This is a genomic window from Flavobacterium sp. LK-23 (assembly GCF_058135255.1).
Map to the genome: position 1 here is coordinate 25152 of NZ_JBYUVT010000002.1, position 21841 is coordinate 46992.

The 21841-nt window shown below is 34.4% G+C and carries 16 protein-coding genes; 5 read left to right on the forward strand and 11 right to left on the reverse strand.

Annotated features, from left to right (window positions below; translation table 11 throughout):
• Positions 1 to 75: 75 nt before the first annotated feature.
• Entirely contained in the window at positions 76 to 1218 is a 1143-nt protein-coding gene (locus AC3Y25_RS03565; protein ID WP_489901761.1) for a cytochrome-c peroxidase, read from the forward strand.
• A gap of 99 nt (positions 1219 to 1317) precedes the next feature.
• On the opposite strand, the gene AC3Y25_RS03570 is transcribed toward AC3Y25_RS03565, so the two are convergent.
• The gene (locus AC3Y25_RS03570; protein WP_489901762.1) at positions 1318 to 2073 is read right to left on the reverse strand and encodes a hypothetical protein; all 756 of its coding nucleotides are present in this window, start codon (positions 2071 to 2073) and stop codon (positions 1318 to 1320) included.
• 608 nt (positions 2074 to 2681) lie between these two features.
• On the opposite strand from AC3Y25_RS03570, the gene AC3Y25_RS03575 reads away from it, so the two are divergent.
• Positions 2682 to 3332, forward strand: a complete 651-nt coding sequence (locus AC3Y25_RS03575; protein WP_489901763.1) for a VOC family protein — start codon at positions 2682 to 2684, stop codon at positions 3330 to 3332.
• 53 nt (positions 3333 to 3385) lie between these two features.
• On the forward strand, positions 3386 to 3784 hold the full coding sequence (locus tag AC3Y25_RS03580; RefSeq protein ID WP_489901764.1) for a tautomerase family protein: 399 nt from the start codon (positions 3386 to 3388) through the stop codon (positions 3782 to 3784).
• Positions 3785 to 4089: 305 nt separating this feature from the next.
• On the opposite strand, the gene AC3Y25_RS03585 is transcribed toward AC3Y25_RS03580, so the two are convergent.
• The 6 genes from AC3Y25_RS03585 to AC3Y25_RS03610 form a co-directional block, all read right to left on the reverse strand.
• A complete protein-coding gene (locus tag AC3Y25_RS03585; protein WP_489901765.1) occupies positions 4090 to 5355 on the reverse strand; it encodes a hypothetical protein in 1266 nt (421 codons plus the stop codon).
• Positions 5356 to 5501: 146 nt separating this feature from the next.
• Positions 5502 to 7502, reverse strand: a complete 2001-nt coding sequence (locus AC3Y25_RS03590; RefSeq protein WP_489901766.1) for a heavy metal translocating P-type ATPase — start codon at positions 7500 to 7502, stop codon at positions 5502 to 5504.
• Between the two features lie 575 nt (positions 7503 to 8077).
• A complete protein-coding gene (locus AC3Y25_RS03595) occupies positions 8078 to 9343 on the reverse strand; it encodes an efflux RND transporter periplasmic adaptor subunit (protein WP_489901767.1) in 1266 nt (421 codons plus the stop codon).
• 2 nt (positions 9344 to 9345) lie between these two features.
• The gene (locus AC3Y25_RS03600) at positions 9346 to 10629 is read right to left on the reverse strand and encodes a TolC family protein (protein ID WP_489901768.1); all 1284 of its coding nucleotides are present in this window, start codon (positions 10627 to 10629) and stop codon (positions 9346 to 9348) included.
• A gap of 37 nt (positions 10630 to 10666) precedes the next feature.
• Positions 10667 to 13789, reverse strand: coding sequence for an efflux RND transporter permease subunit (locus AC3Y25_RS03605; RefSeq protein ID WP_489901769.1), 3123 nt, complete (start codon positions 13787 to 13789; stop codon positions 10667 to 10669).
• 108 nt (positions 13790 to 13897) lie between these two features.
• The gene (locus tag AC3Y25_RS03610) at positions 13898 to 14221 is read right to left on the reverse strand and encodes a DUF6660 family protein (protein ID WP_349306047.1); all 324 of its coding nucleotides are present in this window, start codon (positions 14219 to 14221) and stop codon (positions 13898 to 13900) included.
• A 295-nt stretch (positions 14222 to 14516) separates the two neighbouring features.
• Here AC3Y25_RS03610 and AC3Y25_RS03615 point away from each other — a divergent pair, with 295 nt between their 5' ends.
• Positions 14517 to 15638: a hypothetical protein gene (locus AC3Y25_RS03615; RefSeq protein WP_489901770.1), complete on the forward strand. Its 1122-nt coding sequence runs from the start codon at positions 14517 to 14519 to the stop codon at positions 15636 to 15638.
• Positions 15639 to 15649: 11 nt separating this feature from the next.
• Entirely contained in the window at positions 15650 to 16414 is a 765-nt protein-coding gene (locus AC3Y25_RS03620) for a porin family protein (RefSeq protein ID WP_428239372.1), read from the forward strand.
• Between the two features lie 70 nt (positions 16415 to 16484).
• Here the strand turns inward: AC3Y25_RS03620 and AC3Y25_RS03625 are convergent, their stop codons facing one another.
• The 4 genes from AC3Y25_RS03625 to AC3Y25_RS03640 are packed head-to-tail and all read right to left on the reverse strand — an operon-like array spanning position 16485 to position 21827.
• Positions 16485 to 17078, reverse strand: a complete 594-nt coding sequence (locus tag AC3Y25_RS03625) for a chemotaxis protein CheB (protein ID WP_427873305.1) — start codon at positions 17076 to 17078, stop codon at positions 16485 to 16487.
• Positions 17057 to 17869, reverse strand: coding sequence for a CheR family methyltransferase (locus tag AC3Y25_RS03630; protein ID WP_320492707.1), 813 nt, complete (start codon positions 17867 to 17869; stop codon positions 17057 to 17059). The genes AC3Y25_RS03625 and AC3Y25_RS03630 overlap by 22 nt, the downstream gene beginning before the upstream one ends.
• A 7-nt stretch (positions 17870 to 17876) precedes the next feature.
• A complete protein-coding gene (locus AC3Y25_RS03635) occupies positions 17877 to 18242 on the reverse strand; it encodes a response regulator (RefSeq protein WP_095927599.1) in 366 nt (121 codons plus the stop codon).
• Between the two features lie 18 nt (positions 18243 to 18260).
• On the reverse strand, positions 18261 to 21827 hold the full coding sequence (locus AC3Y25_RS03640) for a response regulator (RefSeq protein ID WP_489901771.1): 3567 nt from the start codon (positions 21825 to 21827) through the stop codon (positions 18261 to 18263).
• Positions 21828 to 21841 lie beyond the last annotated feature (14 nt).

The window sequence follows — 21841 nt, forward strand, 5'->3', positions numbered from 1 at the left end:
TTTCAGGTTTCAAGTTTCACGTTGCAACAGAACTTGAAACTTGAAACCTGAAACAAATCAAAAACAAAAACAAAATTGAAAAAACTAATCTTCCCTCTCCTATTCCTGCTTGGACTATCGGCTTATAAAGCAGCCGAAAGTCCTAATTATACGGATATTCAGGAATTACGAAAATTGTACTCTAGCGGAGATTCATCAAAATGGCCTGCTGCGGAATTACATGAAAACGTAGATAAATCTAAATTTCAGGATATTGGCGTTTTGCCATCCGTTCCTTATCCTGCTTACAATCCGTATTCGAAGGAAAAAGAAAGTTTGGGAAAGATTTTGTTTTTTGATCCGAGATTATCGCGAAGCGGACAAATTGCCTGTGCTTCTTGCCACAATCCAGAATTGGGCTGGACAGACAATCTAACACGCTCTTTTGGTCATGACCGCCAAACTGGAAAACGCAATTCTATGACGATTTTAAACTCGGCATACGCAACCTCTCTATTTTGGGACGGACGAGCTTCGAGCTTAGAAGATCAAGCGCAATTTCCTGTTTCTGATCCTTTAGAAATGAATGAAAAACTGACGATTGCCGTTGATAAAATTGCCAAAATTAAAGGATACAATTCGTTATTTACAGAAGCTTTTGGAGATAAAAAAGTGACTTTAGAGAGAATTCAATATGCGATTGCTACTTTCGAAAGATCTATCAATAGTCCGAAAAGTAAATTTGACCAGTTTGTAAGCGGAAAATCAGATATTTATACTGATCAGCAGGTAAAAGGAATGCATTTGTTTAGAACCAAAGCACAATGCATCAATTGCCATAATACGCCTTATTTCAGCGATAATGAGTTTCATAACGACGGTCAAACTTTATTCGGAACAAAAAATGAAGATTTCGGACGCTATAATGTGACGAAAGATGTAAAAGATATCGGCAAATTTAGAACTCCAACACTCCGTGAAGTCGTAAATACAAAACCTTGGATGCATCACGGACATTTTCCAACTTTATTGGATGTTGTGGAATTGTACAATTTAGGAAATCCGTCTCCTGTTCAGAAAAAATACCTAGGAACAGCCCGAGATTCTCTTATTCCGAAATCAGATCCAATGCTTAGAAAATTGAATTTAAGTAAGGAAGAAATAGGCGATTTATTGGCTTTTATTGAAACTTTAAGTACGCCAACCAGAAGAATTATGATTCCCGAAATGCCAAAATAAGTTAGTTAATTGATTTGTATTTTGCCCCAACTATTTACAAATCTGTTAAGCTCATTTCTTTTTTGAAATGGGCTTTTATTTTATATAATTTTTTCGTCTTTAATCTATTACTTTCGTCTTAACCTTAACATTTTCTGCTTTCAATTTTATGGGATCAAAAATCCAAATTATATTTTGATTAGATAATTCGATTTGCTTTTCGGGAATAATATTACCTAATTCTTCAATTTGTTTTTTATTAAAAACATTTAGAGGATATAACTTTTTAATAGTTCCTTTGGGTATATCCAAAAGCTTATCTTGCCATAATCTTTCTTGTTTTGGCACAGTAGAGCTGACTGAAAAAAAACCATAAGAAATTCTACTTTCATTAATTTCAGATAAAGTTTTATTATCTGGATAGGCATATGCATAATCAATTTTTAATTTTTCACTAACCATCTTAATAATTTCAACAGATTTATCTAGACTTTTAGAATCTTCATACGGCCAGCTAAAATACATATCCATTCTATTTACAACATATTCATTTGAAAAAATGGAAAAACCTGATTTATATGTACGGTCATTTGAATGGACTGTAAAACCAAAAAGATTTTTAAATCCTTTTTTTTCTATTTTATTTTTTAAAGATTTTTCACCTATAAAACCATCTCCTTTTGAAATTCCGTAGCCAGGTCCAGATATATCAAACTTCAGTTTGGAATGATTACATAAATTATTTGCAATATCTATTAATAATTCTGTAGCACTTTTTTTTTCATCTTCCGAATATTGCTTTTTTCCAATATCTATATATATTCTCAAATAACTTTTATCAAATTTTTTACCAGTTAATACATTCAATATTTTCATTTTCTATACTTTTAATTACTCACAAAAATAACTTAATCAAAGAGTTATAAATTCTCCTTTAAGCTATAGTTGTATCAAAATAAGGTGTTTTAAAAAAATAGAATCATGGATAGATTTTTTTTTGCTCGACAAAATATTTATAAAATTTAATTCATCTGTAAAAACCCCAGCGGGGTGAAATATTTATAGAATTACAATAAAAACGAATAAAAAAAGCTCCGGAGGAGCGACACATTTTTTTGCAATCTAAATATATGTAGCTCCTCTGGAGCTTTATATTGTAACCATTTATTCTTTGCTATAAATATTTCGCTTCTCCGAAGCTTATAAAAGAAGAGTTATAATTGAGTCGGCAGTTTTTTAAAACTTAAATGTTACAAATGCAACGATTTCAAAATGAAATTTTTTTCGATAATATTACAACGATGACCGTTTGTGTTTTTGTAACTTTAATAAAACATTTAAAAATGTAATTTAACTTCAACCAATACTTATTTACTATCCCTTCATTGAAGCATAAAATAACGCTGCATGCTACATAACATTGGCATTTTTTAAATTTGTTTATCAATCAAAAGAAGCTTTTTCTTTTATAAAAAATTATTGTCATGAGAATAGATCAAATACAAATTAAAACAAACGATATTCAAAAAACAAAAGCATTTTACCAGAACCTTTTTGGACTTTTTGTTCTGGATAATGACCAAAAATCAATCACATTTCAAGCCGGAACTTCTATTTTAAAATTTGTTGAAGATCCAGATTTTAATTCCATCTATCACTTTGCTTTTAATATTCCTGAAAATCAGCTTGAAGAAGCCATTCAATGGTGCAAAGACAAAGTAGATTTAATTGTTTTGGAAGATAAAAGCGTCGTTACTAATTTCGAAAATTGGAATGCGCATTCTATTTATTTCTTTGATCACAACGGAAATTTACTCGAATTTATTGCTAGACATGATCTTAATAATGAACAAGTTGGTGAATTCAACTCTGCTTCTATTTTAAATATAAGCGAAATCGGAATTGTTACAGAAAATCCGCTGCAATTAGGAAACCAATTAATTGAAGAACACGGATTGCATTTCTTTTCTCAAAATACAAATACCGATAAATTTGCTGCAATTGGTGATCATGACGGTTTATTGATTCTGGTTCAACCGACTAGAAATTGGTATCCAACTCAGATTCCTTGTGAAAGTAATCCGGTAAAAATAACTTTGGAGAATAATGAAAACATAATTGAATTGAAGTTTTAATAATCTGACAATTCTAAATTCTGTATTTTTATGCAACTTTAAAATGAATCAAAATGCCATTTGTTAGAATAAGTCTTCCAAAAAAACTTTCGCTTGAAACAAAAAATAATATTTCTGAAGCTATTCATCAATCTTTAATTGAAGAATTTTATATTCCTGTCGATGATTTTTTTCATGTTATTGAAGAATTAGAGCCACATCAGATCAAATATCCTAAAAGTTATTTAGGAATTTCACATTCTGAAGAAATAGTTTATGTACAAATAACTGCGGGACAAGGAAGATCTTTAGAACAAAAGAAAAAACTATATCATCAAGTTGCTTCGAAAATTTCAGCTTCAACTGAAATCCTAATCAACAACATAATTATTGTTTTACTAGAAAATAATGGTCATGAAAACTGGTCTTTTGGCAATGGAGAAATTCAAGAGCAAAAACATTTAAAGAAATAAGTAAAAAGCCCAATTCATACGAATTGGACTTTTATTATTTTAGAACTTCATTCTCTGAATTTTTACTGCATTCAATACCTCTAACAGCGCTACTCCAACATCGGCAAAAACAGCTTCCCACATCGTGGCAAGTCCGCCCGCGTCAAGAATTAAAACAAAAGCCTTAACTAGAAAAGCAAGCGTAATATTCTGCCAGACAATCTTTTTGGTCCATGACTAAAGTTAATTTCCCAAATATAGTTTCATATATAATTTTATCAGCTTTTACAATTTAAAGAGCTTATTTATTACTAGAATTATCATTTTTAAATTTGAAGCTTTTCAATCTCTTCTTTCATAACTAATTTTGATGGTAATTTTTTATAAAATTCTAATTTTCTTTCATTTGACCAATTCGTAAATTGATTAATTTCTACTCTTAAAGAATATTTACTAACTGCATTATCATTACAGCTTATAAATTTTTCAATGAGAGATTCATTCACTTCACAATGTAAAATGTTTAAGGCCTCTATGTAAAGTGTACTTGCTCCATTATGTTTTTCTGCTTTTTTTATAAAATATTCTTTTACTTTTTGCTCGACATTTTTATCAGTAAATAATTGAGGTATTAATTCCGCAAACATTTCATCATAAGCTTCATATAACACCCCACCGCGGTTGTAAGCTTGCAAAGTAAGTTTGTCAACACTCATTTCTGTTAAAAGAGAAAACCATTTTTCATTTAAATTTTCAAATAAGGGACGACTAAATACAAATCGTGCATCTATTTCTCCATAATTATATTGACCCCAAAATAATAATCCTAAATGTTGATCTTGTTTTTTATCGAAGTATATTGCTGCTAAACTATCCAACAAATAATGCGCATTTACACCCTTTAATTCTGAAGAGAATTTATTAAAAACTGACACGGAAGTTTTAGTTAATAATTCAGACATAAAAAGTGGTGAAATCCAATTTTCTCCATATTCAAAATTAAGTTCTTCTGTCAGTTTTATCAGTCTTTCATCCATACTTTTAATAATTGACATTGATAAAACAGCAGGAAATATTTTTTTTATATCCTTCGGAGATGGATCAAAGAAACGTATATAATTATTTATAAATAAACCTTTTGTATTTGGTGTAAAATTAAAAGAGCTCAATTTAGAAGTGTTTTTAGCTACTAAAAAATATACTTTCTGCATTTGAACACTTGCTTTCCCTAACATTAAGGATATAAATGTTTTAAAATTTGATAATTCTAATTCTGTTAAACTATATCCGTCCGGTTTTTCAAATAAAGATGATAAAAACTGATAAAATTCATTAGCTACAATTTCAGAAATTGAGTCAGCAGAAGTTTTTACAAATATCTTTTCACCTTTGTTCTTACTTTTAATGAGTTTTTTCCAGAGAGGAAAAGCGGGTTCATAATCAAAATTTGCTAAACATTGAATGGCTGTTTGTTTATAATTTCCTTTTTCAGACTCAATCAATGAAAAAAGTAATGGAGCATTCTTAAAATCTTCTCCAAGTGAGAGTATAGCTTGAATTTTTTTTTCTCCTTTTAACAAATTTAAATCCATAATTTTTGAATTTAGTATAACTTATCTCCTTATTATTCTTTTGTGAAAAAATATTCTATGATTTTTTACAAATTTATTTATTCGTAATACCTTTTAAACCTTATTAAAATCAAAAATATATCAAAATAAGACAGAATTTCATCAACCTAAAACCTCATCTTCTGAATTCGAACTGCATTCAAAATCGCTAACAGCGCTACTCCAACATCTGCAAAAACAGCTTCCCACATGGTGGCAAGTCCGCCCGCGCCAAGAATTAAAACAAAAGCCTTAACCACAAAAGCCAGCGTAATATTCTGCCAGACAATCTTTTTAGTCTGTTTCCCGATATTGATTGCCATTGCAATTTTACTTGGTTTATCGTCCTGAATTACGACATCGGCAGTTTCTATGGCAGCATCGCTCCCTAAACCTCCCATGGCAATTCCAACAGTACTTAAAGCAATTACAGGCGCATCGTTTACGCCATCGCCCACAAAAGCAATCGTTTCGTTTTTGTCCTTAATTTCGTTGACTTTATTGACTTTATCTTCGGGAAGTAAATCTCCAAAAGCTTTCGTAATTCCTAGTTTATCTGCTACGAATTGAACGACATTCGATTTGTCTCCACTCAACATGGTCAGCTTTACGCCTAGAGACTTTAGTTTTGAAACCGTTTCTTTCGCATCTTCTTTAATTTCATCTGCAATAGTAAGATAACCCGCAAATTTACTTTCATAAGCAATTGCAATCGTGGTGTAAACTATTGAAGACGGATCAATATCATACGAAATCGAATATTTGTCCAAAAGCTTAAAATTCCCTACAAGCAATTCTTTTCCGTTGTAAGTTGCTTTTAATCCGTGGCCTGAAATTTCTTCGATTTCCTTTAATTCTACCGAAGAATCAATTGGTCCAACATGATTATGAATGGCTGTTGCTACAGGATGCGTACTTCTGTTTTCTAAAGCATTTACGAGCTTTAAAATTTCATCTTTATTAAATTCGGGTTTTATAATAACTTCTTGCACTTTAAAAACACCTTTGGTCATGGTTCCCGTTTTGTCTACTACCACATTCTGAATAGTCGAAATACTGTCGAGAAAATTACTGCCTTTAAATAGAATTCCGTTTTTACTTGCCGCACCGATTCCGCCAAAATAACCCAACGGAATACTGATAACCAACGCGCACGGACAAGAAATTACCAAGAAAACTAAAGCTCTGTATAACCAGTCACTAAAAACGTAATTATCTACAAAAAGCATTGGCAGTAAACAAATTGCAATGGCAAGATAGACTACAATAGGTGTATAGATTTTAGCAAACTTTCTAATAAACAATTCGGCAGGAGCTTTTTTGGTTGTTGCGTTTTGAACCAGCTCCAGAATTTTAGATAATTTACTGTCGTTGTAAGCTGTTGTTACTTTTACCTCAGCAATAGCACTTCCGTTTAACATTCCAGCCAAAGCGGTATCGCCTTTCTTTTTAGTATCTGGTTTACTTTCTCCCGTCAAAGCGGCTGTATTAAACGAAGCGGAATCGGATAACAACACGCCATCCAAACCTAATTTTTCACCCGCTTTAAGCTGAATAATCGCTCCAATCTGAACGTCTTTGGCTTTGACTTTTACTGCAACATTGTTTTCTAAAATATGCACCTCATCTGGACGTTGATCGAGCAGACTTTTAATACTCGATTTTGCTCTACTAACCGCCATTCCTTGAAAGGTTTCTCCAATAGTGTAAAATAGCATAACAGCAACACCTTCTGGATATTCTCCAATGGCAAAAGCACCGATTGTGGCGATACACATCAGGAAAAATTCTGAGAAAACATCTCCTTTTACAATGCTTTCGTAAGCTTCTTTTAAAACCGGAAGTCCGACCGGAAGATACGCAATCGCATACCATACAATTCTAACATATCCTGTAAACCATTCTTGCGGAAAATAGTTGTCTAAACTAATTCCGATTAGCAGTAAAATAAAAGATATAATCGATGGAAGAAATAGTTTAAATAAATTGCCACTTGCATTGTGTTCGTGATCATGTCCGCCATGATCGTGCCCATCATTGTCTGAATGCACTGGTTCGTCATGAGAACAGCAGCAAGAAGGTTTGGTTTTATTTTTTATCGTTTTTATTTCTTTATCTTGATGTATCATTTTTTGAGTTTCAAGTTTCAGGTTTAAAGTTTCAAGTTTTTAATGCCTGAAGTTATTGTTTAAATAATGTCCTAAAATTAAGCATTTTGTGGTAAAGTTTGTTGCCACAAAGGCGCTAAGTCTCTAAGTTTTTTTTAAGTTGGATTGAGTTAGTCTCGCAAAGACGCTAAGTCGCAAAGTTTTTTTGCCACAGATTAAAAGGATTGAAAGGATTAAAAAAAAAATCTATTAATCTGTATGGTATAAAAAATCATGTTAATCCTTTTAATCTGTGGCAAAATTTCAATTGCCTCCAGCTTTAGCTGGAGGTTGAATAAATTCTAATTTGTAGGCTTTAGCCAAACTTACGAATTTTGGCTAAAGCCTTTTCTTATGGTCTCTTTTTACCTCCAGCTAAAGCTGGAGGCAACTCAAATTAACATCTTAAATCTGCTTAAAAAACTTTGCGACTTCGCGTCTTTGCGAGATAATTCCACTCTACCATAAAAAAACTTTGCGCCTTTGCGTCTTTGCGAGCAAATTACACTCCAGCATAAAAAAAACTTTGTGCCTTAGCGCCTTCGTGGCAAAACTCACTAATGCGAATGCTCCCCGCCTCCCTTCATTGCTGAAAGCAAATAAAAAGCACCTTTTATAACAATCTTTGATTGAGAATCAATCTTATCAACGAATTTTACTTCTGTAAACCCTAAATCGGTTGTGCCTGGAATAACTTCTACGGCTTTAAAATGAACTTCTTCCTCGTGTACTTCTTCTTTTTCGCCTGCTTTGTGTTCGTGTTTTTCTTCTGCATGACCTTCTTCCTGAACAAAAACAAAATACTTATCGGCATTTCGAACCACGGCATCTTTTGGTAATGCTGGAACAGTGGCATTGACAATATTAATATTTGCAGAAACGTACATTCCTGGGATCAATCCTTTCGCATCAGCGGGATCAATTTTGGCATGTACAGCAACTGTTTTACTTTCGTTAGAAAAAGACTTATTGATTCCGAAAATCTTTCCTTTAATCGATTTATTCGACTGATTCGTTAACACAAAATCAATTACCTGACCAACCGAAATCGAACCCAAATCTTTTTCATACACATTCAAATCCAAATGCATCTGACTGTTGTCTACCACTTCAAAAAGCGAAACTCCTGTATTCGCAAAAGCGCCTTTGGCAATATTGATTTTTCCAACAAAACCATTTATTGGCGACACAATTGGCACAACCGATGTTGTTCCTTTTGCATTCACATGCAAAGCATCCAATTTGTTTTTTGCGGCTTGCGCTCGGGCTCTTTCGGCCGCTAATTTGGCTTTTACTTCCTGGAAAGTCTTTCTCGGATTCACATTTTCCTCACTCAATGTTTTCTGACGATTATACTCTAACTGCAGAAATTCTACATTAGCAACAGCTGACTGATAATCTTCCTGCATTTCTATAACTTCCAAATTCTGAATCGTTGCCAACACTTTTCCTTTGTTTACATAAGTTCCTTCCAAAACAAAAATATCTTTTACTGTTCCGCCAATTAAAGTCGAAACTTCAGCAGAATTTTGCGGAGGAACTGTTGTGTAACCATTTGCTTTGATGACTTTGTTGAGATTACGATCTTCTACAATTCCAGTTTCAATGCCAACCGTTTTGTATTGTGATTCCCTCAAAGCCACTTCTGTAGTTTCTTTTTCTTCTTCCTTTGGTTCTTCGGCTTTCTTTTCGTTACAACTTGCTAAAGTAACCGCAAGGCACGCAAAGACAAAGCGCAAGGCACGCAAGGAAATTAAACTTTGCGTTCTTTGCGAAAATCCCTTAGCGCTCTTTGTGGTTAAACTATTATCTATATATTTCATGATTAATTGTTTTTGATAGTTGGAAATTGAAGTTCGATAGCGCTCTGATTGTAGCTGTGCGTTGCCTCTGCAAATTGTTTTTTAATATCAATGGCCTGATTTAAAAAGCTGATATACGACCAATAGCTCATATCGCCATTGGCATAACTTTTCTGAGCTGTTTCAATAATCTGATCGGCATAATGCAAGCCTTCATTTTGGAAATACGCTAAGTTTTTCTGCTGCTTTTTGAAATTGTTCTGCAATTCTTCTTTCTGCAAATTCAAAATCATTTTATTTCGATCTAAAGCCATTTGCGACTGCGAAATACTGATTTCAGCCGCTTTGGCTTTGGTCGTATTCACACCGCCAAATAACGGAATCTGTAATCCGGCTGTAAAACCCTGAAACAGCGATTCGGTATTGATGGTTTGCGCAAAATAACCTACTCCTACTTTTGGTGTACGTAATGCTTTAAACGTTCCCGCCTCTTTTTGGTAAACTGAAATCTGTTGCTGATAAAAATCGGTCATCAGCGTTTCTGCTTTTGTGTTTTCCTGATTTTCTATAAAAGTGTATTGTAAATCGGTATTTGAATCGGGAACAATATTTTCGTCTGTCTGAATGAAAAATTGCAATTGTTTCTGATAAATTGCCAAGTCGTATTCTAACTGTGCTTTTTGTGTCTCAATTTCTTTTACTTTGGCTTTGGCACTAATCACTTCAATATTCCCGCTTTCTCCTGTTTTAAAACGCAGTTCGGCGTTCTTTAGGAATTTCGTATAAATATCATTCAATTCTGAATTTAGTTTCTGGATGGAAATTCCATACAAATATTGATAATAGGCCAATGTCACCGCTTTTTCAATTTCATACGAAGACAAAGCTTTTCGTTTTTCAGCCAGTTTTGCCAATTCTTCCTGCAATTGTCGGTTGGCTTTTGTTATATTTCCTAACGGAAAAAACTGCTGTACCGAAACGTTATGATCGTAATCTGCACTATTGAACTGACCACCCTGATACTGCACCTGCAAAGGATCAGGCTGGAATGCTGCTTTTTTAAGAACGGTTTGTTTTTCGATTTCTTTATCGGCAATTTTCAGGTCGATGTTGTTTGATTTGGCTAGCTCTATTGCTTTTTCTAGACTTATGGATTGCTGGGCAAATGTTACTGTACTTGCTAATAGAAATGCACTTAACCACAAAACCTTATTTGCAAATAGCAACTCATTTAACCGCAAAGTTCGCAAAGGATGCGCGAAGTTCGCAAAGATTATCTTTCTTAAACTGTATAATAAATTTTTCATTTTCTTTAAATTTTTCTTTGTGTGCTTTGCGTAAACCTTAGCGTTCTTTGCGGTTAAACCCACGCTCCAACAATAAATACAAAATCGGTAAAACGATTAAGGTCAATAAAGTTGCTGAGATTAATCCGCCGATTACTACGGTTGCTAGAGGTTTCTGTACTTCTGCCCCGCCACTTGTGGATAAAGCCATTGGCAGAAATCCTAATGAAGCTACAGCTGCAGTCATTAAAACAGGACGTAAACGTGTTTTGGTTCCGATAAGGATTCTCTGAAACGGATCTAAAATTCCTTCTGTCTTTAATTGATTGAAATACGAAATCAATACAATTCCGTTTAAAACTGCGATTCCGAATAAGGCGATAAACCCAATTCCGGCAGAAATACTAAATGGCATTCCTCTCAGCGAAAGCGCAAAAACACCTCCCATCGCCGATAACGGAATCGCACTAAAAATCAACAATGCTTGTTTCGCACTTTTAAAAGTAAAATACAGCAAGACTAAAATCAGTCCTAAAGCAATTGGCAAGGCTACAGAAAGTCTTTTCGACGCTTCAATTAAATTCTCAAACTGTCCCCCATACGTCACATAATAACCTGCGGGAAGCTTAAAGCTTTTATCTAGTTTTGCCTGAATTTCTTCGACAACACTTTTAATATCTCTTCCACGAACGTTTAATCCAACGGTAATTCTTCGTTTTCCGTCTTCGCGAATGACTTGCACAGGCCCTTGTTCGTATTCTACAGAAGCAACCTGAGAAAGCGGCACTTGCTGGCCATTTGGAAGCGGAATAAACAAATTGCTGACATCTGTAATATCAGCGCGATTATCTTCGTCCATTCTCACCACAACATCAAACCTTTTGCTTTCGTCATAAATCTTTCCAGCCACTTCTCCCGCAAAAGACGAACGAATAATTTGATTGATATCTGAAATATTTAGTCCGTAAAGCGCAATTTTATCGTAATCGTATTTGATGGTAATCTGTGGCAATCCTGTAACTTTATCGGCTTTTAAATCTCCGATTCCGTCGATTCCTTTTATTTTCGAAATCAAATCCGTCGCTTTGGCATCTAGGATTTCCAAATCGTCACCAAAAATTTTGATTGCAATATCAGATCGGCTTCCCGTCATTAATTCATTAAAACGCATCTGAATTGGCTGAGAGATTTCGATATTCCCTCCAGGAATAATTTCCATTTCCTTTTTCATGGCATTGGCGATTTCTTCCCAATTACGATATTTACCTTTCCATTCTTTTTTGTCTTTTAAAACAATAATCAAATCCCCGCTTTCTATTGGCATTGGATCGGTTGGAATTTCACCACTCCCTATTTTAGTCACAATAGTCTTGATTTCTGGGAATTTAGCTTTTAAAATCTGTTCATATTTAGTCGCCGTTTCAACCATTTGCGAAAGCGAACTTCCCGTCATAATGGTCGCATTGATTGCCAAATCGCCTTCTTCGATTGTCGGGATAAATTCGCCTCCCATATTTTGGAAAACAATAAAAGCAAAAGCAAATAACCCGACAGCAACAGAAAGCACTACTTTTTTAAATTCTAGCGCTTTTTTCAATAAAGGCGTATAACGGCTTTCTAGCCAAGCAATCATGCGGTCGCTAAAATTTTCTTTATGTTCTGTTTTTTTTGAAAGAAACAAAGCACTCATCATTGGAATATATGTCAGCGAAAGAATAAATGCTCCCATAATGGCAAAACCAACTGTCATGGCCATTGGCTTGAACATTTTTCCTTCGGTTCCAATTAGAGCCAGAATTGGCAGATAAACGATCAGAATTATAATTTCACCAAAAGCCGCGCTATTTCTAATTTTTGAAGCCGAATTATAGACTTCTTTGTCCATTTCTTCCTGGGTTAATTCTTTTTTATTTTTGAGTTTCTGCAGATGATGCATTGTGGCTTCGACAATAATTACGGCTCCATCGACTATGATTCCGAAATCTATCGCACCGAGACTCATTAGGTTTCCGCTTACGCCAAAGGCATTCATTAAAATAACGGCAAACAGCATTGCCAGCGGAATCACAGAAGCTACAATCAATCCCGCACGAAGATTTCCTAAGAATAATATCAGAACAAAAATTACGATTAAAGCTCCTTCTAATAAATTCTTTGCAACAGTTTTTATAGAATTGTCTACCAGTTTCCCTCTATCAATAAAAGCTTCGGCTACAACTCCTTCTGGAAGGCTTTTATTAATCTGAGCCATTTTTTCGTGAACTCGTTCAACAACAGCGCTAGAGTTTTCTCCTTTCAGCATCAAAACCAATCCCGAAACAATTTCTCCTTTGCCATCTTTGGTTGATGCTCCGTAACGTAGTGCAATACCTTCACGAACCTGCGCTACATTTCGAACCAAAACAGGAGAACTATTTCGGTTTTTTACTACCACATTTTCGAGATCTTTTACGCCTTTTGCCATTCCGACACCACGAATAAAGTACGTGTATTGATCTTTTTCAATGTAAGCTCCACCTGTATTTTGATTGTTTTTTTCTAAAGCGTCAAAAATTTCGGTAATGGTAACTCCAAGACTATTCAGCATATTAGGATTTACCGCAATTTCGAATTGTTTCAATTTTCCACCCCAAGTGCTAATTTCAGCAACACCGCGAACTCCCTGCAATTGCGGAATAATGATCCAATCCTGAATTGTTCTCAGTTCAATCGCGCTGTATTTGTTTTCATACCCTTTTTTGGCATATACATCATATTGGTAAATTTCTCCTAAACCCGTTGAGATTGGCGCTAATTCTGGAGAATTTACATAATCTGGAATGTTTTCTTCGGCTTGTTTTAAGCGTTGGAATATCTGTTCACGAGCCCAGTAAATATCAACATCTTCTTCAAAAACAACGGTTACAACGGATAGTCCGAAACGAGAAATACTGCGAAGTTCGATCACATTTGGAACTGTCTTTACAGCTCTTTCTAAAGGATACGTAATTAATTGCTCGACTTCTTGACTCGCCAATGTTGGTGCAGTGGTAATAATCTGAACCTGATTGTTGGTTACATCGGGCAAGGCATCGAGTGGCAAATTTTTAAGCGAATAACTTCCCCAAGCAATAAGTACAAGGGTAAATAATAGTATGACGAATTTGTTTCGTATACTAAATTGAATGATTTTATCTAACATTTGAGTATATAATGACGTGAGAAATTAGACAATTAAATTGTCTGTAAATGTGTGGAAAGTCCACAACTCTCTCGCCCGTTTTCGATCTTTATCGAACAGGCCTAATCATTATGCTATTTGAGGGGGCTGCCAAATACTTCCGTAGAAATTGGAAATAAAAACAGAACTGTAACTTGGTAATACAATTGAAATTTGATTGTAAGGTTTAGGAAACTCAAAACTTACAGTAGAATGATAACTTAAAACCTGTGCACCACAGCAGTTGCAAGCACAAAATGGAGAACATAAATCATTGTCTTTGTCGTGCGAATGATTGTCTTCTGAGGCAAACTGAGCGGTTTTATGCATGGCACTGTTTACTTCCATATCGGCACAGGGCATATTAGACAATGCCAAAAGGTAAATTGATAATATGATTGTTATCCATTTCACAGCTGTAAAAATACAATTTATTTTTTAATTGGTATTTGACGGTGCTAATTCCTAAAATAAAAATACTGAAAAATGGTACAAAAATTATTTTAATGCCTTTTATCATTTTCTTATTATTTTTTGTCGGCAGTAAGAAAATTTCCTTAACTTTAACATTAATTAACACATTATCAAGCCTTAATATTTAATTACAATAAAGCCAATTTAGCATATCAATAAAAAGATTCTCACAATAGCATTAGTACATATTTATTTTTCGCAGTTTAATTAATTTAACATTAAAACACTTAAATCAATGAAATGTAATACACTAATATCAGCCTTTTTATTACTATTTAGCATGCAAATTTTCGGGCAGGTTTATACCGATAAAATTGTAGGGAAAAAAAATGAAGAATTACTAGACAGTCTTAAAGTAGAAAAATATCCGTACGCTCTGCCTATTTGGGGTGAGAAAGTAGCTCAAAAAGGATACAAACTTCCCTACTCTGCAGGTGTTTCTGTTAATTATTTTTGGCAGGAATCTGAAATTGTCATTAATGATTTGAATATTGGTTTTAATCATGGCCCCCAATATAACTTAGATGAAATTGTACGATTTGATAAATCAACGGTTGAAGCTGGTGCGCTAACTATTAGACCTGATATCTGGCTGCTTCCCTTTCTAAATATTTATGGAATTTTTGGAAAAGCCAAAACGGCAACTAAAATTAATGCTGGTATTTGGGTGCCAGATGCAGATAACAATTGGTCTGAAGTTGCCAATTTTAGCACCAAAGCCAATTTTGACGCTACTACTTTTGGTATAGGTATGACACCAACAATTGGTATTGGCGGTGGCTGGCTCGCTCTGGATATGAACATGGCTTGGACTGATATTAGTTCGCTAGATAAACCTGCTTTTTCCTATGTTTTTGGTCCGAGATTAGGAAAAACATTTAAATTCAATAAACCAGACACCAATATAGCAGTTTGGGTTGGAGGTTTTAGAGTTCATATTTCTGGAGATACGAATGGAGATTTGCCTTTATCTGATTTTATTGATCTAAGCAGTGCTCAAGCTAAAGTGGACAGCGGACTTCAAAAAGTTTCTGATAATCAGACAAAAGTAGATTCATGGTGGGATGGTTTAACTCCGGCTGAACAAAAAAATCCGGTTAATGTAGCCAAACATAATACTGCCGACAGAGCCCTAGAAAGAGCAGGAACATTCCTTGCAACTCTAGACGGGGCATTGAGCACAGCCTCAGATTCATCTGTTCAATATTCCCTTCAAAAAAGGCCTAAAGACATGTGGAACTTCATTATTGGGTCGCAGTATCAATTCAGTAAGCATGTAATGTTTCGTGCAGAGTGCGGTTTCTTAGGGACTCGTACACAAGTATTGGGAAGTTTACAATACCGTTTTGGACTGTAATTCATCCATATATGAAAAAGATTTTATTAATCGTTTTTGCTTTCTTTTGTATTTCCACGGCGCAGTCACAAGTTTTGATTTCCTTAATCTTTGGAGATAAACTCAACTCAGAGTTTTTAGAATTTGGTCTGGAAGGCGGTGCAAATTTTTCTACCATTTCAAACATGGGATCTTCTGCTTTAAATCCAGGATTTAATCTTGGTTTTTATTTTGACTTTAGATCAAGAAAAAATCCGGCGTGGATGATCAATACTGGAGTAATTGTAAAATCACCTATGGGAGCCAAAGATATTCCGGTTTATTCTTTAAATGACGAAAATCTGGACAATACTTTTGCGGGCGGACACGTAAATCGTGAAATACGTTATTTTAATGTTCCGATATTAATCAAATACCAATTCAAAAATAATATCTATCTCAAAACAGGTCCGCAATTTGGTTTGTTAGCCAAAGCATTTGATGAGTTTAAAAACGAAATCAATAAAGACGATGTGGTTTACAAGAAAAACATTAGAGATCAGATTCATGTTATCGATGCTGGACTTGCCTTCGGTGCGGGCTATCATATGAATGTTGGAAACGGTTTAAATATCACCGTTCAATATTATTACGGACTTGTTACGGTAATGAAAGGAGATGGTCCAAATAATCAATACAACCGATCTTTGTATGTGACGGCAGGAATTCCGATAGGAAAAGGGAAAGCTGCGCAAAAAAGAGCCGAAAAAGAAGCTGAATTGAATAAAGTCGTGCTTCCTGAAGACGAGAAAAATTAAGAAATTGAAGATTTTTAGATTGAGGATTAACGATTCTTGATTTCTTCCATCTGAAATCAAAAATCGTTAATCAAAAATCAGCAATATTTATTTCTTTTATAAACTCTAAAATCTCTTCGGTTTTTAAAATAAAATCTGGCACTGTATGCAAAATTGCATTGTTAGGCATAAAAGGCATATCTGCAGAAAGCGGATTCTGCACAACGCTTATTCCACCCGCTGCCTGAATTGCTCTCAATCCTGCTGTACCATCCGAATTGGAACCCGAAAGTAGAATTCCAACTAAATTTTGACCATATATTTCTGCGGCAGACTCAAAAGAAACATCTATACTTGGTCTACTGTAGTTTATTTTTTCTGAAGTGTCTAGAGACAACGTTTCTTCTTTTTCAAATAATAAATGATAATTGGAAGGCGCGATATAAATAAATCCTTCTTCAAGTTTTACTTTGTCTTCGACCTCTTTTACTTTTATTTTTGATTTTAAAGCGATTAAATCTTCTAAGGTTTGTTCGTCGGAGTTTTTTCTGTGAACAACAATGACAATAGCAAAAGAAACAGGTTTTTCTATAAAAGGCAAAATCTGCAATAATGCCTGCAAACTTCCTGCCGAACCGCCAATTATAACTACTTTACAATTTGTTACTCTTTTATTTTTCTCCATATTTTCTCTTTATCAAATTGTTTGTATTTGGTTTGAGATATAGAATACTTTATAGTTTCTTTTGTTCCAAGTGCCAAAAAACCTAAAACAGCCAAGCTGTCATCAAATAGATTGACCACTCTTTTCTGCAGATTATTATCAAAATAAATTAAAACATTACGGCACAAAATCAGATCAAATTCATTAAACGAAGTGTCAGAAACTAGGTTATGCTGAGAGAAAACCATTTTCTCCGATAGATTTTCATTAAACTTTGCAAACCCGTAATTGGCAATGTAATAATCTGAAAAATCTTCTTGTCCGCCCGCTTCACGATAATTATCGGCATAGTCTTTTATCATTCTCAGCGGGAAAATACCGCTTTTTGCTGTCTCCAAAACCGTAGCGTTTATATCGGTAGCGTACAATATTGATTTGTGCAGCAAACCTGCCTCTTTGAGCATAATCGCCATCGAATACACTTCTTCTCCTGTAGAGCAGCCAGCATGCCAAATTCTGATAAAAGGTTTGGTTCCGAGCAAAGGAAGAATTTCTTTTCGAAGCGTTAGATAAAAAGATGGATCACGAAACATTTCTGTAACGTTAACCGTTATTTCATCAATCATTTTTTTGCAATATTCTGGATCGGTACGGACTTTAGATAGAAATTCATGAAAATGCTTAAATCCATCCAAAGTAAATACCCTGCTTACACGTCTTTTAAGTGAGGCTCTTGAATAACTTCCAAAATCAAAACCATAATATTCGTAAACTTCATTAATGAGAGTCTCTAATTCAATATCTTCAATCATAATTCATTTAAATTTCTCCCAAGATGTGAAGTAATTTATCTACATCTACAGGTTTTGAGATGTATGCATCTGCTCCGGCTTGTAAACATTTTTCTTTATCTCCTGCCATAGCTTGCGCTGTGACGGCAACTACAAAAGTATTCTCTTGCGACGGAATGGCTTTAATGAGCGGAATGGCCTCATAACCGTCCATTTCGGGCATCATCATATCCATCAAAACGGCGTCAATTGAATTGTCATTTGCTAATATTTTTAGGGCTTCTTCAGCACTTAAACAAGACAGACAGTCAAAAGATTTTGCCTTTAAGGTATTTACTAAAGCAAAAATATTTCTAGAATCGTCATCTACAATCAATACTTTTTTCTTTTCCATGTACAGTATTTTTTAAGATTAGATTTTATCGTATAACCAAACTCGAAGCAGCGATAATAACTGATCGACATCGACCGGTTTTGTAATATAATCTGAAGCTCCCGCTTTAATACATTTTTCTCTATCGCCAGTCATGGCTTTGGCCGTTACGGCTATTACGGCTAAGTTAAGAAATTTAGGATTGCTCCTAATTTTTTCTGCCGTTTCGTAACCGTCCATATTAGGCATCATCATATCTAACAATACGACATCGGTATCTGGATTTTCATCTAAAATTTTAATAGCCTCTTTTCCATCAAAAGCCGTGATAACAGTCATTTTAAAGGCTTCCAAAGCTTTAGAAAGCGAATAAATGTTTCGCACATCATCATCTACAATTAATACTTTTTTCTCAAATAAAATATTGTTTAGCGAATTCAGTTTTTTACTGCTTTCTTTTGCTGTATTTCCTTCTTTCTTATTTTCTACTAAGTGAAGGAAAAGCGAAACCTCATCGAGCATTCTTTGGTACGAATGTGCTGTTTTCACGATAATAGAATCGGCATATTTCTTAATTTTCAGTTCTTCTTTTATCGAAAGACTTTTTCCTGTAAATACAATTACTGGCAGATTTTCTAAACCTGGACTTTTCTTAACTCCTTCTAGAATTTCGTAAGCCTGTTTATCTGGAATTCCCATATCGAGAATTACACAATCTACCTCTTCTTTTCCTAAAGACGATAAACCTTCTGAAACTTCGCTTTTAATCTCCGAGTTAATATTATACGTTTCTAAGAAAAATGCCAATGCTTTTGCGTGTTTCGCATTATCTTCAATAATTAAAACCTTTTGCGATTCTTTGTTTATAATGTGTTCAATACGTTTAAAAACATCTGGAATTCGGTCAAAAGCAACTGGTTTGTCTAAGAAGTCGACCGCTCCTTTTAGCAGACTTTCCTGTTTCAATTTATGCGAAGACATAATGTGTACCGAAATATGCTTGGTATGAGAATTATTTTTTAGCTCTTCCAGAACCTGCCATCCGCTTTTTATTGGAAGTTCGATATCCAATAAAATTCCGATTGGTCTATAAATCAGAGCAAAATTCAAAGCATAATCACCTCTTACCGCCACTACTCCTTTATACCCTTTTTTCTGAGTGAAAGCCAATAATGATTTGGCAAAATTGATGTCGTCTTCTACAATCAAAATCACTTTATCACCTTCTACAATTGAATCTCTATCATCTTCAATTTCTTGCGGAATAACTTCACTGATGTATTTCGGTCTTTCCTCATCACTTTCAGTTGTTACTTCGATTTCTTCTGCATGTGGAATTTTATTTACCGAAACTTTATTGATCGCAAATCCTAAAACGGGAAGACACAATGTAAACGTACTTCCCTCATTTACTTTACTGTGCAATACAATTTCTCCTCTCAGTAATTTGGCTAACTCACGGCTAATTGATAATCCTAAACCAGTTCCGCCGTATTTACGTTTAGTTGAACCATCAGCTTGTTGGAAAGCTTCAAAAATTAGAGGCTGTTTTTCTAACGGAATTCCGATTCCAGTATCTTTTACAATAAAACAGATAATTTTATCATCGTCTGTATCTACTTTTATTTCAAGAGAAACAGTTCCTTTTTCTGTAAATTTAATGGCATTCGAAATCAGGTTTTTCAGAATCTGCTCCAAACGCATTTTGTCTGTTTTAATAACAATAGGCGCGTCTTTGGCAATAATTTCAAAATTAATTCCCTTCTCTTTTGCAACCAGATGAAACAAGTTATACAGGTTATCTGTAATCTCTTTGGTCGAAACATCCAAGAATTCCAGATCCATTTTTCCAGCTTCAATCTTAGATAAATCCAAAATTTCATCAATTAATCCTAACAAACTATTTCCTGAACTCTGAATTACTTTTGCAAATTCAATTTCTTCATTGTTCATCGTTTTATTGTTATTTTCAGATAATAAACGACTCAGCAATAAAATCGAATTCAACGGAGTTCTCAACTCATGCGACATGTTGGCCAAAAACTCCGATTTGTAACGCGTAGTCAATTCCAAAGCTTCTGATTTCTTTTGGATCTCCGTGTTTTTTTCTTCTAATAAAACGCTTCTTTCAGACAATTCTTCATTGGTTTGTTCCAATTCTTCCTGCTGTACGCGAAGTTCTTCTTCCGAAGCCTGCAATTTTTCGGTTTGTGCTTCCAATTCTGCATTTATAGCTTCCAATTCGCTGTGTTGAATCTGTAATTCTTCTGACTGAGATTTGGTTTCTTCCAGAAGTTCCATCACTCTCTTACGGTTTTGGGTCGCTTTAATCGCAATTCCGATGTTATTGGCTACCATATTCAAGAATTCAAGCTGCAAAACAGAAAATCCGTAAATACTAGCCAGCTCCACTGCACCTTCAATCTTAAAATCCATTAATGGCAAGGCCACAATATGTGTAGGTTTTATTTCTCCCAATGCATAATTGATCTGAATATCATCTGGAGAAAGGGTTTTAAGTTCCAACATTTTTCCAGAAACAATAGACTGGCCAATTAACCCCTCGCCTTTCTTGATTCTTTCTCTATTTTTGCTCGGTATATAACTGTAACCTCCTGTAACTGTCAATTCCTCTCCATCAATCACATACAAAACTCCGGCACTGCTATTGGTATATTGGCATAAAAATTCGATTACATCTTTGGATAATTTCTGGATTGTTTTTTCTCCCAGCATTTTATCGTTCAAAGTTGCAACACCCGATTGAAGCCATTCTTTTTGAGATAATAATTCGAAAGAATCTTTTAATGAATCTTTCATATTATGAATGGATGCGCCCAAAGCTCCTAAAGTATCTGATTTTCTATCGTCTATCTGAACATCATAATTTCCTTTAGAAATTTGCGTTGCGATACCGCTTATTACATCAAGTCTTTCAGCTGTTTCTTTATCTTTTCTCTCTAATTCGAGTTGCAATAACATTCTCTCATTATAATCCTTCAGAATTCTGATTAAGAAAACAATAGAAATAAGAAAGGCTATAAAGAAAGCAACAACAATTAAAGCTAAACTATAATTACCGTAACGTTCTGAATTCGAGTTACGTTCTTCTAAAAGTTTTTGTTCTGTATTTTCAACTTTCCTAACGATCGCCTTAATCTCGTTCATCATGTTTCTGCCTTCATTCAAATCAAAAATCAGCGTTTCTTTGCTTAAACGTTTTTTGACAATCTGATTGTTTAGATATTTAAAGAAACCGGAACGTTTAGAGCGTAAATCTTCTAGTAATTTTTTCTGCGAAGGATTGTCAGACGTAAGTTCGTCCAACTTATCAAAATAAGTATTTGATTTCGCTTCAGCATCATTAAAACGATCAACAAACTGCTCATCGCCTGTAAGCAGATAACCTCTCATACTGGTCTGGGCTTCTATAATAATTGAGGAACCTTCATTTAGGTTATATATTACATCCTGAGTATGGTTTACCCAAAAATTACTGTTTAGTAGACTTTTAATACTAATAAAAGAGGCAACAGAACTAATCGTAAGTACAAGCAGTGAAACTAGTGAACTGATTAATAAATTTCTTTTAAAATTACCATTCATATATTCTAAATTAT